Annotated in this window: 14 protein-coding genes; 3 read left to right on the plus strand and 11 right to left on the minus strand. The window is 59.1% G+C overall.

What is annotated here, in order from left to right:
- Positions 1-14 precede the first annotated feature (14 nt).
- The 11 genes from KI231_RS20995 to mtnA form a co-directional block, all read right to left on the minus strand.
- A complete protein-coding gene (locus tag KI231_RS20995; protein ID WP_213026229.1) occupies positions 15-254 on the minus strand; it encodes a LapA family protein in 240 nt (79 codons plus the stop codon).
- Positions 255-281: 27 nt separating this feature from the next.
- Entirely contained in the window at positions 282-578 is a 297-nt protein-coding gene (gene ihfB / locus KI231_RS21000; protein ID WP_003189779.1) for an integration host factor subunit beta, read from the minus strand.
- Positions 579-729: 151 nt separating this feature from the next.
- Positions 730-1,008 carry a hypothetical protein gene (locus KI231_RS21005; protein ID WP_103305676.1) on the minus strand — a complete coding sequence of 93 codons (279 nt, stop codon included), beginning with the start codon at positions 1,006-1,008 and terminating at the stop codon, positions 730-732.
- Between the two features lie 212 nt (positions 1,009-1,220).
- Positions 1,221-2,906 carry a 30S ribosomal protein S1 gene (rpsA, locus tag KI231_RS21010; protein ID WP_103305675.1) on the minus strand — a complete coding sequence of 562 codons (1,686 nt, stop codon included), beginning with the start codon at positions 2,904-2,906 and terminating at the stop codon, positions 1,221-1,223.
- Positions 2,907-3,025: 119 nt separating this feature from the next.
- Positions 3,026-3,715 carry a (d)CMP kinase gene (gene cmk / locus KI231_RS21015; protein WP_015093983.1) on the minus strand — a complete coding sequence of 230 codons (690 nt, stop codon included), beginning with the start codon at positions 3,713-3,715 and terminating at the stop codon, positions 3,026-3,028.
- Positions 3,712-5,919 carry a bifunctional prephenate dehydrogenase/3-phosphoshikimate 1-carboxyvinyltransferase gene (locus tag KI231_RS21020; RefSeq protein ID WP_249412162.1) on the minus strand — a complete coding sequence of 736 codons (2,208 nt, stop codon included), beginning with the start codon at positions 5,917-5,919 and terminating at the stop codon, positions 3,712-3,714. The genes cmk and KI231_RS21020 overlap by 4 nt, the downstream gene beginning before the upstream one ends.
- Positions 5,920-5,947: 28 nt before the next feature.
- On the minus strand, positions 5,948-7,060 hold the full coding sequence (hisC, locus tag KI231_RS21025; RefSeq protein WP_213026231.1) for a histidinol-phosphate transaminase: 1,113 nt from the start codon (positions 7,058-7,060) through the stop codon (positions 5,948-5,950).
- A 12-nt stretch (positions 7,061-7,072) separates the two neighbouring features.
- Complete coding sequence (pheA, locus tag KI231_RS21030) at positions 7,073-8,167, minus strand: prephenate dehydratase (RefSeq protein WP_007908404.1); 1,095 nt, start codon at positions 8,165-8,167, stop codon at positions 7,073-7,075.
- On the minus strand, positions 8,167-9,252 hold the full coding sequence (serC, locus tag KI231_RS21035) for a 3-phosphoserine/phosphohydroxythreonine transaminase (RefSeq protein WP_213026232.1): 1,086 nt from the start codon (positions 9,250-9,252) through the stop codon (positions 8,167-8,169). Before serC ends, pheA begins: the two co-directional genes overlap by 1 nt.
- 231 nt (positions 9,253-9,483) lie before the next feature.
- Positions 9,484-12,258, minus strand: coding sequence for a DNA gyrase subunit A (gene gyrA, locus KI231_RS21040; protein ID WP_213026233.1), 2,775 nt, complete (start codon positions 12,256-12,258; stop codon positions 9,484-9,486).
- 425 nt (positions 12,259-12,683) lie between these two features.
- Positions 12,684-13,760, minus strand: a complete 1,077-nt coding sequence (mtnA, locus tag KI231_RS21045) for an S-methyl-5-thioribose-1-phosphate isomerase (protein WP_103305670.1) — start codon at positions 13,758-13,760, stop codon at positions 12,684-12,686.
- A 107-nt stretch (positions 13,761-13,867) separates the two neighbouring features.
- Between mtnA and KI231_RS21050 the strand changes: the two genes are divergently transcribed.
- From KI231_RS21050 to mupP, 3 genes are read left to right on the plus strand one after another with little or no spacing between them, the layout of a single operon-like run.
- The gene (locus tag KI231_RS21050) at positions 13,868-15,202 is read left to right on the plus strand and encodes a TRZ/ATZ family hydrolase (RefSeq protein WP_213026234.1); all 1,335 of its coding nucleotides are present in this window, start codon (positions 13,868-13,870) and stop codon (positions 15,200-15,202) included.
- A gap of 58 nt (positions 15,203-15,260) precedes the next feature.
- Positions 15,261-15,959 (plus strand): bifunctional 2-polyprenyl-6-hydroxyphenol methylase/3-demethylubiquinol 3-O-methyltransferase UbiG, encoded by a 699-nt coding sequence (gene ubiG, locus KI231_RS21055; protein ID WP_025113081.1) that lies wholly within the window; start codon positions 15,261-15,263, stop codon positions 15,957-15,959.
- Between the two features lie 4 nt (positions 15,960-15,963).
- Positions 15,964-16,635 (plus strand): N-acetylmuramic acid 6-phosphate phosphatase MupP, encoded by a 672-nt coding sequence (mupP, locus tag KI231_RS21060; RefSeq protein WP_213026235.1) that lies wholly within the window; start codon positions 15,964-15,966, stop codon positions 16,633-16,635.
- Positions 16,636-16,811: the final 176 nt, after the last annotated feature.

The raw sequence follows: 16,811 nt of genomic DNA on the forward strand, positions 1-16,811 counted from the left end.
CTGCATCTATCGTTTCAAGTAAGACGTTTGCGCGCTGCTTTGGACGAACGTCCTAGAAACCAGCCAAGAATCGGACCAATCAGCATGCCGATGAGCAACGCCAAAACCGCAACAAGCGAAACCGGCAACTGCGGACCAGACAAACCCAGAAACACTAACGATACCGACTGCTGGTTCTCCAGCACAAATGCCAGAATCAATAGCACCAATAAAAGAATGAAAACGCCAAGAAAGATACGCTTGAGGTTACGCATGAGCCACCCCAGGAAAAATAGCGATTGTCAAACCCCCTCCTCCTCTTCCTCGTTCACTCGATCACGCAGTTCTTTACCTGGCTTGAAATGCGGAACGAACTTGCCATCCAGACTGACCGACTGACCGGTCTTCGGATTGCGCCCAACGCGCGGCGCACGATAATGCAGAGAGAAACTGCCAAACCCACGGATCTCGATGCGATCTCCGGTAGCCAGGCACTGGGACATTTGTTCAAGCATGGTCTTGATGGCCAACTCCACATCCTTGGATGAGAGCAGCCCTTGATGGGTGACAATTCGTTCGATCAACTCCGACTTCGTCATATTTTTCCCTTCTTTTTCAAGCAGCTAGATCAGCGCTTGAAAGGTTTTAGCACGCCCGGAAGATTTTGAACAGCCCAGGGATTGACATATATTCCTCGGCGTTGAAACGCCCATTTTCAGGGCATCAAATCAACAAACCAGCTCACGACACTCAGCGACAGATGACCAACATGGTTCGCGTCACGTAGCCAGCAGGGTTGAAGCCAAAAGGAAACTCATCCTCATCCTTGGCATCATCCGATCGGGTGATCACTTTGTAGCCAGCCCCCTTGCACTCCTTCGCTGCTCGTTTTTGACACTTCTCCCAGCCAGAACCCAATCCAGAGCAGTCGACCTCGATACCGCTGACGCCACGTACCGCATGAGTCTTGGCGCTAGTGGTGCAGCCTGCCAAAACCAACACAGCCATGAGGGCAATAAACTTGTTCATTCACTTCCTTATGCCAGGCTACGCCCGACCACTACACGCTTAAGACAAGCTTAGTCGCGAATAGGCGATTGATCCGATTAAAGAAACAGACAATCGGGCGCATGGAATGGTTTCACAAGCAGCGCTGTTCGCACAAAAAGTAAGCACACCCATCAAATCACAGGCACAAAAAAGGGCGACCGAAGTCGCCCTTTTTAATGATCAAGCAGAACTTAGTTCTGTTTGGCCAATGCCTGGCGCATCAATGCCGCCATGGTGGTCTCGCCGGTAACAGCTTCCGGAGTCTCTTTCAGGCTCTGGATAGCTTCTTTCTCTTCAGCATCATCTTTCGACTTGATGGAGAGTTGGATCACGCGGCTCTTACGATCAACGCTGATGATCTTGGCTTCTACTTCCTGGCCTTCTTTCAGAACGTTGCGCGCGTCTTCAACGCGGTCACGGCTGATTTCGGAGGCTTTCAGAGTCGCTTCGATATCGTCGGCCAGAACGATGATGGCGCCTTTGGCGTCAACTTCTTTCACGGTGCCAGTAACGATTGCGCCTTTGTCGTTAACCGAGACGTACTCGGAGAACGGATCGCTTTCCAGTTGCTTGATACCCAGGGAGATACGCTCGCGCTCTGGGTCAACCGACAGGATAACGGTGTCCAGCTCGTCGCCCTTCTTGAAACGACGAACAGCTTCTTCGCCAACTTCGTTCCAGGAGATGTCGGACAGGTGAACCAGACCGTCGATGCCGCCGTCCAGACCAATGAAGATACCGAAATCGGTGATCGACTTGATGGTGCCGGAGATTTTATCGCCCTTGTTGAACTGGCCAGAGAAATCTTCCCATGGGTTAGATTTGCACTGCTTGATGCCCAGGGAGATACGACGACGCTCTTCGTCGATATCCAGAACCATAACTTCCACTTCGTCGCCGACTTGTACGACTTTCGAAGGGTGGATGTTCTTGTTGGTCCAGTCCATTTCCGAAACGTGTACCAGACCTTCAACGCCTTCTTCCAGCTCAGCGAAGCAGCCGTAGTCGGTCAGATTGGTTACACGAGCGGTAACGCGAGTGCTTTCTGGGTAACGGGCTTTGATAGCAACCCATGGATCTTCACCCAGTTGCTTCAGGCCCAGGGAAACACGGTTGCGTTCGCGATCGTATTTCAGAACCTTGACGTCGATTTCGTCACCAACGTTGACGATCTCGGAAGGATGCTTGATGCGCTTCCAGGCCATGTCGGTGATGTGCAGCAGGCCGTCCACGCCACCCAGATCGACGAATGCGCCGTAATCGGTGAGGTTTTTGACGATACCTTTGACTTGCTGGCCTTCCTGCAGGGATTCCAGCAGAGCTTCACGCTCGGCGGAGTTCTCGGCTTCCAGGACGCTGCGACGGGAAACGACAACGTTGTTGCGCTTCTGGTCCAGCTTGATGACCTTGAATTCCAGCTCTTTGCCTTCCAGGTGCGTGGTGTCGCGCACTGGACGGACGTCAACCAGGGAACCTGGCAGGAACGCACGGATGCCGTTAACGTCGACAGTGAAGCCGCCTTTAACCTTACCGTTGATAACGCCCTTGACCACTTCCTCAGCTGCGAAGGCTGCTTCCAGAACGATCCAGCACTCGGCGCGCTTGGCTTTTTCACGGGACAGCTTGGTTTCACCGAAACCGTCTTCAACCGAGTCCAGAGCAACGTGAACTTCGTCACCGACATTGATAGTCAGATCGCCAGCGTCGTTGTAGAACTGCTCAAGCGGGATGAGTGCTTCAGACTTCAGGCCAGCGTGAACGGTTACCCAGCGAGCTTGGTAATCGATATCAACGATAACACCGGTGATGATGGAGCCTGCCTGAAGGTTCAGGGTTTTTAGGCTTTCTTCAAAGAGTTCCGCAAAGCTTTCGCTCATTTTAATTCCTGTAGATGAGGGCGAAGAATACGCCCATCTCCACACCCCAGACGGTGTGGGTTAGTTTCATTTAAAAGAAGCGCTGCAGGACTATGACTGGTCCCCTGCGGCCTTCTTGGTCACCCGGCGATATCGCGAATGGCGATCTCGCTCATGATGCGTTCAAGCACCTGATCGATGGACAACTCCGTGGAATCCAGCTGTATCGCGTCGGCCGCCGGTTTGAGCGGGGCCACTGCGCGCTGGGTGTCACGCTCGTCGCGTGCACGGATCTCATCTAGCAGACTCGACAGACTAACACCCTCGACTTTGCCCTTCAACTGCAAATATCGACGGCGCGCCCGTTCCTCGGCACTGGCAGTCAGGAAAATCTTCAGCGGTGCATCGGGAAAAACCACCGTACCCATGTCGCGACCGTCAGCTACAAGGCCCGGCGCTTCCTGGAAAGCACGCTGGCGCTGCAGCAGCGCCTCGCGCACGGCCGGCAATGCAGCCACTTGCGAAGCGCCGGAGCCGACGCTTTCGGTGCGAATGACATCGCTGACCTCGTCACCTTCCAGAATGATCCGTTGCAATTGACCGTCGGTCGCCGCAATGAACTGAACATCCAGATGAGCGGCAAGTTTCTTCAACAGCTCTTCATTGGTCAGGTCGACACCATGGTTGTGCGCAGCGAACGCCAGCAAACGGTAAAGCGCACCGGAATCCAGCAGATTCCAGCCAAGACGCTTGGCCAGAATCCCGGCAACGGTGCCTTTGCCCGAGCCGCTTGGCCCATCGATGGTGATGACCGGTGCAATGTTCTTCACGACTGAGCCTCTTGTGCCACACGAATACCGACCTGACCGCACAATGCGAGGAAGTTCGGGAACGACGTCGCGACGTTGGCGCAATCATGGATGCGGATCGGTGCAGTGGCGCGCAAGGATGCAACGCTGAAGGCCATCGCGATACGGTGATCGCCGTGACCATGCACTTCGCCGCCGCCAATCTGGCCGCCGTCGATGATGATGCCGTCCGGAGTTGGCTGACATTTGACGCCCAGCGCCAGCAAACCGTCCGCCATCACCTGAATGCGATCCGATTCCTTGACCCGCAGCTCTTCGGCACCAGTCAGCACGGTGCGCCCTTCGGCGCAGGCAGCGGCCACGAACAGTACCGGGAATTCATCGATGGCCAGCGGAACCAGCGCTTCGGGAATCTCGATACCCTTGAGTTTAGCTGCCCGCACGCGCAGGTCAGCCACAGGTTCGCCGCCGACTTCACGCTGGTTTTCCAGAGTGATGTCCGCGCCCATCAGACGGAGGATGTCGATGACGCCGGTACGGGTCGGGTTGATGCCGACGTGTTCAAGCACCAACTCCGAACCTTCGGCAATCGAAGCAGCCACCAGGAAGAACGCCGACGACGAGATGTCGCCTGGTACTTCGATATGAGTAGCGGTCAGCTTGCCGCCGGACTCGACCGAAGCCGTCGCACCATCAACGCTCACCGGGTAGCCAAAGCCACGCAGCATGCGCTCGGTATGGTCGCGGGTCGGCGCAGGCTCGGTAACCGTGGTCTTGCCTTCAGCGTACAGACCGGCGAGCAGCAGGCAGGATTTCACCTGAGCACTGGCCATCGGCATGGTGTAGGTCAGACCTTTGAGCTTGTGGCCACCACGAATGGTCATCGGCGGACGACCTTCAGCGGCAGTTTCGATCACGGCGCCCATTTCACGCAGTGGATTGGCCACGCGATTCATCGGACGCTTGGACAGCGAAGCATCACCGGTCAGGGTGCTGTCGAAGTTCTGCGCGGCCAACAGACCGGACAGCAGACGCATCGAGGTACCGGAGTTGCCCAGATAGATCGGGCCCGGCGCAGGTTTCAGGCCGTGCAGGCCAACACCGTGAATGGTCACGCGGCCGTGGTGCGGGCCTTCGATGACCACGCCCATGTCGCGGAATGCCTGCAAGGTTGCCAGGGCGTCTTCGCCCTCAAGGAAACCTTCGACTTCGGTGACGCCTTCGGCCAGCGAGCCGAGCATGATCGAACGGTGGGAAATGGATTTGTCACCCGGTACGCGAATCCGACCGGACAGGCGGCCACCAGGTTGAGCCAGGAAGATCAGATCGTTGGAATTCATAGCGTCCACATAGGCCCTGCGGGCCAGGATTTTACTGAAATGCTCGCGGGCAACCCGGGCGCGAGTGAAAACGCCCAACAATTGGTGCCCATCCCCTGCATCGACCGCGTCGCGCAAGGCGTCGAGGTCGCTGCGAAATGTATCGAGTGTGCGCAGGACAGCCTCGCGGTTGGCGAGGAAGATGTCGTGCCACATCACCGGGTCGCTTCCGGCGATTCTTGTGAAATCGCGGAAACCGCCCGCAGCGTAACGGAAGATCTCAAGATTTTCATTGCGCTTGGCCAACGAATCGACCAGACCGAACGCCAGCAGGTGCGGCAGATGACTGGTTGCGGCCAACACTTCATCGTGACGCTCGACCTGCATGTGCTCGACGTCGGCGCCCAGTTCGCGCCACAGACGATCGACCACCGCCAGCGCAGCCGGATCTGTTTGCTCAAGCGGCGTGAGGATCACTTTATGGCGACGGAACAGCTCGGCATTGGAGGCTTCCACCCCACTCTGCTCGGAACCGGCAATCGGATGGCCCGGCACGAAGCGCGCCGGCATACCACCAAACGCTTCGGTTGCCGCGCGCACGACATTGCCTTTGGCGCTGCCGACATCGGTCAGAATCGCCTGACCCAGATCCATGCTCGCCAATCGCGCGAGCACTTTCTCCATCGCCAGAATCGGCACCGCCAACTGAATCACGTCCGCGCCCTGGCATGCAGCCGCCAGGTCATCTTCGCAGCGATCCACCACACCCAACTCGACCGCCAGCTTGCGCGACTGCGGATCGAGATCGACCCCAACCACTTCGCGGCACACGCCGCTTTCACGCAAGCCCTTGGCAAACGAACCACCGATCAACCCCAGACCGACCACTACAAGGCGACCGATCATAGGTGCAGCAGATTGCAGAGCAGTGACATCACCCACGAGCCAGAACCTTGCGCAGCGCTTCGAGGAAGCGGCTGTTTTCCGCCGGCAGACCGATGGTCACCCGCAGGTGGTTCGGCATGCCGTAATTGGCCACTGGACGCACAATTACGCCTTCGCGCAGCAGCCCCTGGAAAATCGGCGCGGCTACCTGACCGAGGTCGACACAGATGAAGTTGCCTTTGGACTCGATCCAGCTCAGACCCAACTCACGAAAACCCGCCTGCAACTGCTGCATGCCGGATTCGTTGAGCTGACGGCTTTGCGCCAGATACTCTTCGTCCTTCAAAGCCGCACAGGCAGCGGCCAGAGCCAGGCTGTTGACGTTGAACGGCTGGCGAACACGGTTCAGCACGTCCGCCACTACCGGAGTGGACAGGCCATAACCAACGCGCAACGCCGCCAGACCATAGGCCTTGGAGAACGTGCGCGAAACCAGCAGATTCGGGTACGCAGCGAGGAAGTCCAGACCGTCCGGCAGATCGCTGCCTTCGGCGTACTCGATGTACGCCTCGTCCAGCACCACCAGCACATGCTCCGGTACGTCCTGCAGGAATTCGTCCAGCGCTTCGGCGCCGAACCATGTGCCGGTCGGGTTGTTCGGGTTGGCGATGAATACTACGCGGGTGTTGGCATCGATGGCCGCGAGCATCGCCGGCAAATCGTGCCCCCAATCTTTGGCTGGGACGACTTTGGCCTCGGCACCGACCGCCTGAGTGGCAATCGGATACACAGCGAACGCGTGCTCGCTGAACACGGCATTCAGGCCCGGCGCAAGATAGGCGCGCGCGACCAGTTCGAGAATGTCGTTCGAGCCATTGCCCAGGGTGACCTGGTTCAGGTCGACACGGCACTGCTCGGCCAGCAGGGATTTCAGCGCGAAACCATTACCATCCGGGTAACGGGTCAGCTCGGCCAGTTCTTCGCGGATCGCCGCCAGCGCTTTCGGGCTGGCGCCCAGCGGGTTTTCGTTGCTTGCCAGTTTGACGATTTTGGCCGGATCAAGGTCCAGCTCACGCGCCAGTTCATCCACAGGCTTGCCCGGAACGTACGGCGAAAGTTGTTGCACGCCCGGCTGTGCCAGAGCGAGGAAATTGCCACTCATTACTACCGCCCCTTACAGAACTGCTTTCGGGTAGGAACCCAGCACTTTGAGTGCCACTGCTTCCTGACTGATCTTCTCCAATACACCCTTGATCAACGGATCACGGTGGTGGCCGACGAAGTCGATGAAGAACACGTAAGTCCATTTGCCGCTGCGCGACGGACGGGTTTCGATGCGGGTCAGGTCGATCCCGTTGTCATGGAACGGCACCAGCAACTCGTGAAGCGCGCCGGGTTTGTTGCTCATCGACACGATGATCGAGGTCTTGTCGTCGCCGGTCGGCGGCACTTCCTGGTTACCGATCATCAGGAAGCGCGTCGAGTTGTCCGGACGGTCTTCGATCTTCTCGGCCAGACGAGTCAGGCCATACAGCCCGGCCGCCATGTCGCCAGCGATTGCCGCCGAATTCCACTCGCCCTTGACCCGCTTGGCCGCTTCGGCGTTGCTCGACACCGCCACGCGCTCGACATTCGGGTAATGCGCATCCAGCCACTTGCGGCACTGGGCCAGCGACTGCGCATGGGAATAGATGCGGCTGATGCTGTCGGTCTTGGTATTTTCACCGACCAACAGGTGATGGTGGATACGCAGCTCGACTTCGCCACAGATCACCATGTCGTGCTCGAGGAAGCTGTCCAGCGTGTGGTTGACCGCGCCTTCGGTGGAGTTTTCCACCGGCACCACGCCAAAATTCACCGCACCGGCCGCGACTTCACGGAACACTTCGTCGATTGCCGCCATCGGCTTGCTGATGACTGCGTGACCGAAGTGTTTCATGGCCGCCGCTTGCGTGAAGGTGCCTTCAGGGCCGAGATAAGCCACTTTCAGCGGCTGCTCCAGCGCCAGACAGGAAGACATGATTTCGCGGAACAACCGCGCCATCTCTTCGTTGCCCAACGGCCCCTGATTGCGCTCCATCACGCGCTTGAGCACCTGAGCTTCGCGCTCGGGACGATAGAACACCGGCACTTCGCCTTCGGCCAGCGAAGCCATCTTTACTCGTGCGACTTCCTGGGCGCAACGCGCACGCTCACTGATCAGCTCCATGACTTTGGTGTCCAGAGCGTCAATGCGAACGCGCAGCGCCTTGAGTTCTTGCTCGGACATCAGCCGTGTTCCTTCTCGAATTCAGCCATGTACGCCACCAGCGCATTGACGGCGGTGATGTCGACGGCGTTGTAGATGGAGGCGCGCATGCCGCCCACGGAGCGGTGGCCCTTGAGGTTGAGCAGACCGCGTGCGTCGGCGCCGGCCAGGAACGGCTTGTCCAGACGATCATCAGCCAGACGGAACGGCACGTTCATCCACGAGCGGTCGGACTTGTTGATCGGGTTGCTGTAGAGACCACTGGCATCGATGAAGTCATACAGCGTGCGCTGCTTGACGTCGTTGAGCTTGGCGATGGCTTCGACGCCACCCTGCTCTTTCAGCCACTGGAACACTAGACCGGACAGGTACCAGGCCAGGGTCGGCGGGGTGTTGTACATAGAGCCGTTATCGGCAGCGACCTTGTAGTCGAGCATGGTCGGGCACAGGGCACGGGCCTTGCCGAGCAAGTCTTCGCGGATGATGTTGACGACGATGCCGCTCGGGCCGATGTTTTTCTGCGCACCCGCGTAGATCATGCCGAAACGCGAGATGTCGACCGGGCGCGACAGAATGTCCGAGGACATGTCAGCCACCAGCGGTACGTCGCCGGTTTCCGGGATCCACTGGAATTCCAGACCGCCGATGGTTTCGTTCGGCGCGTAGTGAACGTAAGCGGCGTCTTTCGACAGGTTCCACTCGTTCTGACCCGGAATGGCGAAATAGTCGTAAGGCTTGGCGGTGGCGGCAACATTGACGTGGCCGTAGCGCGACGCTTCTTCGATGGCTTTCTGTGACCAGATACCGGTGTCGATGTAGTCGGCAGAGCCGCCTTCAGGCAACAGGTTCAGTGGAATCTGCGCGAATTGCTGGCTGGCACCACCTTGCAGAAACAGCACTTTGTAGTTCGAAGGGATATTCAGCAGGTCACGCAAATCCTGCTCGGCCTGGGTCGCGATGGACACGAACTCATCGCTGCGATGGCTCATTTCCATGACCGACAGGCCCTTGCCGTGCCAGTCAAGGAGTTCACCTTGGGCGCGTTGCAGGACAGCTTCGGGAAGCGCCGCAGGGCCGGCGCAGAAGTTATAGGCTCGCTTGCTCACATCCAGTCTCGCTCTGATTTGGTGATATCACGCAATAAATCACACTACCGATCAACATGGCCCTGTGGGAGCGAGCCTGCTCGCGAATGCATCACCGCGGTGTGTCAGAGGTACCGCAGCGTCTGCATTCGCGAGCAGGCTCGCTCCCAAAGGGAATCTCCATGATGTCGAAATTTCATACCGGACAAATAACAAGGGGGCGAATTTTCATCCGCCCCCTCGCTTGTCCGCTTATTCTTGCGGCTCTTCGTCTGCTGCGGCGTCGAGCTGCTGGTCTTCGGCGGCATCGTCGATCACGACGTTGCCCTCGAACTCCTCGCCCTCTTCACCTTCAAGCTCTTCACCTTCGACTTCCGAAGGCTCCTGAACCCGCTCCAGACCGACCAGGGTTTCATCCTTGGCCAGTTTGATCAGGGTGACGCCCTGCGTGTTACGACCCAGGCTCGACACTTCGTCGACACGAGTACGCACCAGAGTGCCCTGATCGGAGATCAGCATGATTTCTTCGCCATCCTGCACCTGAACCGCGCCGACCAGGCGGCCGTTACGCTCGTTGCTGACCATGGCGATAACACCTTGACCACCACGCTTGTACTCAGGGAACTCGGTGATGGCAGTACGCTTGCCATAACCACGCTCGGAAGCAGTGAGGATCTCGCTGCCTTCTTCCGGAATCAGCATGGAGATCAGCTTCTGTCCTTCCGGCAGACGCATGCCACGCACACCCCGGGCGGTACGGCCCATGGCGCGAACTTCGGATTCCTTGAAGCGGGTCACTTTGCCGCCGTCGGAGAACAGCATGATTTCCTGCTCGCCATCGGTGATGGCAGCGGAGATCAGAATGTCGCCTTCGTCCAGCTCCAGGGCGATCAGACCGACGCTGCGCTGACGACTGAAGGCCACCAGCGGAGTCTTCTTGACCGTACCGTTGGCGGTCGACATGAAGATGAACGGCGCCTTCTTGCGGTCGGCAGCCTTGATGCGCGCGCGGCGCTCCTCGTCGGTTTCGTTGCTGTTTTCGAGGTCTTCTACATCAGCTTCAACGCCTTCGGCTTCTTCTTCGTCAGCCTGACGCTTCATGGCTTCGAGATCGACCGGCAGCATGGTGGTGATGTATTCGCCCTCGCTCAACGGCAAGAGGTTGACCAGCGGACGACCACGGGCGGCGCGGGACGCTTCCGGAATCTCGTAGGTCTTGAGCCAGTACACCTTGCCCTTGCTGGAGAACAGCAGCAGCGTGGTGTGGCTGTTGGCAACCAACAGGTGAGCGATGTAGTCCTCATCCTTGACGCCGGTAGCCGACTTGCCCTTACCGCCACGACGCTGAGCCTGGTACGCAGCCAATGGCTGAGTCTTGGCGTAGCCACCGTGGGAAATGGTCACGACGCGCTCTTCTTCCGGGATCATGTCACCCAGGGTCAGGTCGAGACGGGCATCGAGAATCTCGGTGCGACGCTGATCGCCATATTCGGCACGGATCACTTCCAGCTCTTCGCGGATCACTTCCATCAGGCGCACGGCGCTGTTGAGGATGCGGATCAGCTCGCCGATCTGGTTGAGGATCTCTTGATACTCGGCCAGCAGCTTTTCGTGCTCCAGACCGGTCAGACGGTGCAGACGCAGTTCCAGAATGGCTTGCGCCTGCTCTGGCGAAAGGAAGTATTTGCCTTCGCGCAGACCGTATTGCGGATCGAGGTTTTCAGGACGGCACGAATCGGCACCGGCTCGTTCAACCATCGCCACTACGGCGGAAGATTCCCAAGGCGTGCTGATCAACGCTTCCTTGGCTTCCGAAGGAGTCGGCGAAGCCTTGATCAGAGCGATAACCGGGTCGATGTTCGACAGGGCGACGGCCTGGCCTTCGAGGATGTGGCCACGCTCACGCGCCTTGCGCAGTTCGAACACGGTACGACGGGTGACCACTTCGCGACGGTGACGAACGAAGGCTTCCAGCAGATCCTTGAGGTTAAGGATGCGTGGGCGGCCATCGATCAGCGCAACGATGTTGATGCCGAATACCGATTGCAACTGGGTCTGGGCGTACAGGTTATTGAGGATCACCTCAGGCACTTCGCCGCGACGCAGTTCGATCACGACGCGCATACCGTCCTTGTCGGACTCGTCGCGCAGTTCGGTGATGCCTTCCAGCTTCTTCTCTTTGACCAGCTCGGCGATCTTCTCGATCAGACGCGCCTTGTTCAGCTGGTACGGCAGCTCGGTGATGACGATCTGCTGACGACCACCGACCTTGTCGATGTCTTCAATGATCGAACGGGCACGCATGTAAATGCGCCCGCGACCGGTGCGGTAGGCTTCGATGATGCCGGCGCGACCGTTGATGATCGCGGCAGTCGGGAAGTCCGGACCGGGGATGTATTGCATCAGCTCATCGACGGTCAGCTCAGGATTGTCGATGAGCGCCAGGCAACCGTCGATGACTTCACCGAGGTTGTGCGGCGGAATGTTGGTCGCCATGCCCACGGCGATACCGCTGGAACCGTTGACCAGCAGGTTTGGCACGCGGGTCGGCATGACCGCCGGGATCAGTTCGGTGCCGTCGTAGTTCGGCACCCAGTCCACGGTTTCTTTATGCAGGTCAGCCAGCAGTTCGTGCGCCAGCTTGGTCATGCGCACTTCGGTGTATCGCATGGCCGCAGCGTTGTCGCCGTCGACCGAACCGAAGTTGCCCTGACCGTCGACCAGCAGGTAGCGCAGGGAGAAAGGCTGAGCCATGCGGACGATGGTGTCGTACACCGCGGTATCACCGTGCGGGTGATACTTACCGATCACGTCGCCGACAACACGGGCAGATTTCTTGTACGGCTTGTTGAAGTCGTTGCCCAGCTCGCTCATCGCGAACAGTACGCGACGGTGCACGGGCTTGAGGCCATCGCGCGCATCCGGCAGTGCACGGCCGACGATTACGCTCATCGCGTAGTCGAGATAGGACTGTTTCAGCTCGTCTTCGATATTGACCGGGAGGATTTCTTTGGCCAGTTCGCCCATGAGAAGCCTGATTCCTTTTTCTGGTGAAACTTCGTCATATCCATGTGGGAGCAACGAAGCTCGTCGGGGCAGGCTGAGTGCCATGCACCGACTTACGACAAATCAACAATCTGGAGAGTGGATTTGCGCAGTAAAGACAGCTCCGCGGAGCTGCCTCGGAAAACGCCGGATGTTATCACAAAGGCCGCCACGCACCTATCCCCCAGATGCGCATGGAGCATAGTTAGTTGACCGGTGACAGGCTTAACGGGGACGAGAGAGGCTCAGAGCTTCTTTGAATGCAGAATTGGGGCGTGGATTGCGGATGTTTATTGACTTTTAAGGCCTCATCGCTGGCAAGCCAGCTCCCACAGAATCGGTGGCAAGCACAAAACCTGTGGGAGCTGGCTTGCCAGCGATGGCGTCTTCACAGACGCCATACCCCATCAATGCAGGCGTTTGCGGCACATCAACTGGGCCATCTTCGCGGTATCCGGGCGCTCGACGATGCCTTTCTCCGTGACGATTGCATCGATCAGGTCCGCCGGCGTCACGTCAAACACCGGGTTGAACGCCTCAACATCGGCGCCGACACGTTTGCCGCCGACTTCCAGCAACTCGGCACCGTCACGCTCCTCGATCGGGATGTCATCGCCGCTGGCCAGATTCATGTCAATGGTCGAACTCGGCGCCACCACCATGAAGCGCACACCGTGGTGCATCGCATTGACGGCCAGTTGATAGGTGCCAATCTTGTTCGCCACGTCACCATTGGCCGTGATCCGATCAGCACCGACTATCACCCAGGTCACGCCTTTGGTCTTCATGATGTGCGCGGCGGCGGAGTCGGCATTCAGAGTGACAGGGATGCCTTCGTTGGCCAGCTCCCACGCCGTCAAGCGTGAGCCCTGTAGCCATGGACGGGTTTCGTCGGCATAAACACGCTCGACCATGCCCTCAAGGAACGCCGCGCGAATCACGCCCAGCGCCGTACCGAAACCACCCGTGGCGAGTGCGCCGGTATTGCAATGGGTCAGGATCGCCTGGGCATTGCCCTGATGCTTACGGATCAGGTCGACGCCCAGCTGCGCCATAGTCAGATTGGCTTCGCGGTCGCTTTCATGAATGGCAATGGCTTCCGCTTCCAGCGCGGCGAGCGGATCGGCATTGTCCTTCAGACGATCAAGCCGATCGTGCATGCGACCCAGCGCCCAGAACAGGTTGACCGCAGTCGGACGAGAATCGGCCAGCAGTGCGAAATCCTCTTCCAGCGCCGCGTACCAGTCGCCCCCTTCGGCGACCCGCGCACGGGCCGCAAGCACAATGCCATAAGCCGCACTGATGCCGATGGCCGGCGCGCCGCGCACCACCATCGAGCGAATCGCTTCAGCCACGCCGGCGGCGCTGGTGTAGGCAATCCAGGTTTCCTCGAACGGCAAAATACGCTGATCCAGCAGGTGGAGCGCGCCATCTCGCCAATCGATGGCCTTTACTTTCTCCGCAGCCAACAGTCGATCGCGCATCCCTCACCCCGCACTCATGAACAAAAGCCGCCGATTATAGCGATCCCCCGCGAAGACGCTCGGGTATACTTCGCCATCCTTTATAAAAGCACTGGAACCGACCCTCGATGCCGAAACCTGCCATTGCGCTCGACTTATTATTGCTGCCGACCTGGCTGGTACCCGTCGAACCTGCAGGCGTTGTGCTCAAGGAGCACGGCCTGGGCATCCGCGACGGTCGCATCGTGTTTATCGGCCCGCGCGCCGAAGCGTTGAAATGTAACGCCACGGAAATCCGCGAGCTGCCGGATGTGCTGCTCGCTCCCGGCCTGATCAATGCGCACGGCCACGCGGCGATGACGCTGTTCCGTGGCATGGCCGACGATCTGCCGCTGATGACCTGGCTGGAAAACCACATCTGGCCGGCCGAGGCCAAATGGGTCGATGAAGACTTCGTCCGTGACGGCACCGATCTGGCCATCGCCGAGCAGATCAAGGGCGGCATCACCTGCTTCTCGGACATGTATTTCTTCCCGAAGGTTGCCAGTGAGCGTGTACACAACAGCGGTATCCGTGCACAAATCGCCATTCCGATCCTCGATTTCCCGATTCCCGGCGCCAGCAGCGCCGATGAAGCCATTCGTCAGGGTGTCGAGCTGTTCGGCGACTTGAAGCATCACGAACGGATCAAGATCACTTTCGGCCCTCATGCACCCTACACCGTCGGCGACGAGAACCTTGAGAAAATCCGCGTGATCGCCGAGGAGCTCGACGCCTCGATTCACATGCACGTCCATGAAACTGCCTTTGAAGTCCAGCAAGCGCTCGAGCAGCGCGGCGAACGGCCGCTGGCCCGCCTCGGCCGACTCGGTTTGCTCGGCCCGCGCTTCCAGGCGGTGCACATGACGCAGATCAGCGATGACGACCTGGCGTTGCTGGTAGAAAGCAACACCAGCGTGATCCATTGCCCGGAATCGAACCTCAAACTGGCCAGCGGTTTCTGCCCGGTGGAGCGTTTGTGGCAGGCCGGGGTGAATGTCGCCGTCGGTACTGATGGTGCAGCGAGCAACAACGACCTCGACCTGCTGGGTGAAACCCGCACCGCCGCACTGCTGGCCAAAGCCGTCGCCGGCTCGGCCACCGCGCTCGATGCCCACCGCGCCCTGCGCATGGCCACTCTCAACGGCGCGCGGGCGCTGGGCATAGAATCGCAGGTCGGCTCGCTGGAAATCGGCAAAGCCGCCGACATCGTCGCCTTCGACCTCTCCGGCCTGGCCCAGCAGCCGGTCTATGACCCGGTTTCGCAGCTTATATATGCCACCGGTCGCGATTGCGTGAAACATCTGTGGGTCGCCGGCAAACAATTGCTCGACGACCGGCGCCTGACGCGCATGGACGAACAACAGCTGGGCGCCACCGCCCGCACCTGGGGCCAGCGCATCAGCGGCCACACCGAATCGTAAACACCGCGGAACACAATCCGCGGCTACAGCCTTTTTCAAGTTTTTCGAGGAATTGAACATGAGCAACGTCGACCACGCCGAAATCGCCAAATTCGAAGCCCTGGCCCATCGCTGGTGGGATCGTGAAAGCGAATTCAAACCGCTACACGACATCAACCCGCTGCGGGTCAACTGGATTGACGAGCGGGTCAATCTGGCTGGCAAGAAGGTCCTCGACGTCGGTTGCGGCGGCGGCATCCTCAGCGAAGCCATGGCCCAGCGCGGCGCCACCGTGATGGGCATCGACATGGGCGAAGCGCCATTGGCGGTGGCGCAACTGCATCAGCTGGAATCCGGCGTCAGTGTCGAATACCGGCAGATCACCGCCGAAGCTTTGGCCGAAGAAATGCCCGAGCAGTTCGACGTAGTAACTTGCCTTGAGATGCTTGAGCACGTGCCCGACCCATCGTCAGTGATCCGCGCCTGCTTCCGCATGGTCAAACCGGGCGGCCAGGTGTTCTTCTCGACCATCAACCGCAACCCGAAGGCGTACCTGTTTGCCATCGTCGGCGCCGAATACATCATGAAGCTGCTGCCGCGCGGCACCCACGACTTCAAGAAATTCATCCGCCCGTCCGAGCTGGGCGCCTGGAGCCGCATGGCCGGCCTGACCGTCAAGGACATCATCGGCCTGACCTACAACCCGTTGACCAAGCACTACAAACTGGCCAACGACGTTGACGTCAACTACATGATCCAGACCCTGCGCGAGGAGTAAGCCGATGGCCATCAGAGCAGTCCTTTTCGACATGGACGGCACCCTGCTCGACACCGCGCCGGACTTCATCGCCATTTGTCAGGCGATGCGCGCGGATCGCGGCTTGCCGCCGATGAACGACAAGCACATCCGCGACGAAATTTCCGGCGGCGCCAAAGCCATGGTTGCGGTGACGTTTTCGATGGATCCGGAGTCGCCGGGCTTCGAGCAATTGCGTCTGGAATTCCTCGAACGCTATCTGGTTGGCTGCGCAGTGCACAGCAAGCTGTTCGACGGCATGGGTGAACTGCTGGCCGACATCGAGAAAGCCAATCTGGTTTGGGGCGTGGTGACCAACAAGCCGCTGCGCTTCGCCGAGCCGATCATGCAACAACTGGGGCTGGCCGAGCGCTCGGCGCTGCTGATCTGCCCCGATCATGTGAAAAACAGCAAGCCGGATCCGGAGCCGTTGATCCTTGCGTGCAAGATGCTTGATCTGGATCCGTCGACGGTTCTGTTTGTAGGCGATGATCTACGCGATATCGAGTCGGGCCGCGATGCCGGTACAAAAACGGCAGCGGTGACGTTTGGCTACATTCATCCGGATGACAACCCACGGCACTGGGGTGCGGATGTTGTGGTGGATCATCCGTCGGAGTTGCGCAAGGTGCTCGATAGCGCGCTTTGCAGCTGCTGACCCGACTGTTTGCAGGAGCCGTTTGTGGCGAGGGGATTTATCCCCGATCGACGGCGAAGCCGTCGTTAAACCTGCACGTCAAATCGACCTGAAAGAATGCTGGGCTGCTGCGCAACCCATCGGGGACAAATCCCCTCACCACAAAGGGTGAAGCAGGTCTTCATGAATGGATTGTG

The sequence above is a fragment of the Pseudomonas sp. Seg1 genome (assembly GCF_018326005.1).
Classification (GTDB): Bacteria; Pseudomonadota; Gammaproteobacteria; order Pseudomonadales; family Pseudomonadaceae; genus Aquipseudomonas.

Bases quoted from the DNA above. Each gene is read 5' to 3' on its own strand.
- KI231_RS21050 (WP_213026234.1), top strand. From the start codon at position 13,868: ATGCCGAAACCTGCCATTGCGCTCGACTTATTATTGCTGCCGACCTGG.
- gyrA (WP_213026233.1), bottom strand. From the start codon at position 12,258: ATGGGCGAACTGGCCAAAGAAATCCTCCCGGTCAATATCGAAGACGAG.
- mupP (WP_213026235.1), top strand. From the start codon at position 15,964: ATGGCCATCAGAGCAGTCCTTTTCGACATGGACGGCACCCTGCTCGAC.
- pheA (WP_007908404.1), bottom strand. From the start codon at position 8,167: ATGTCCGAGCAAGAACTCAAGGCGCTGCGCGTTCGCATTGACGCTCTG.
- KI231_RS21020 (WP_249412162.1), bottom strand. From the start codon at position 5,919: ATGATCGGTCGCCTTGTAGTGGTCGGTCTGGGGTTGATCGGTGGTTCG.
- ubiG (WP_025113081.1), top strand. From the start codon at position 15,261: ATGAGCAACGTCGACCACGCCGAAATCGCCAAATTCGAAGCCCTGGCC.
- KI231_RS20995 (WP_213026229.1), bottom strand. From the start codon at position 254: ATGCGTAACCTCAAGCGTATCTTTCTTGGCGTTTTCATTCTTTTATTG.
- rpsA (WP_103305675.1), bottom strand. From the start codon at position 2,906: ATGAGCGAAAGCTTTGCGGAACTCTTTGAAGAAAGCCTAAAAACCCTG.
- ihfB (WP_003189779.1), bottom strand. From the start codon at position 578: ATGACGAAGTCGGAGTTGATCGAACGAATTGTCACCCATCAAGGGCTG.
- KI231_RS21005 (WP_103305676.1), bottom strand. From the start codon at position 1,008: ATGAACAAGTTTATTGCCCTCATGGCTGTGTTGGTTTTGGCAGGCTGC.
- mtnA (WP_103305670.1), bottom strand. From the start codon at position 13,760: ATGCGCGATCGACTGTTGGCTGCGGAGAAAGTAAAGGCCATCGATTGG.
- hisC (WP_213026231.1), bottom strand. From the start codon at position 7,060: ATGAGTGGCAATTTCCTCGCTCTGGCACAGCCGGGCGTGCAACAACTT.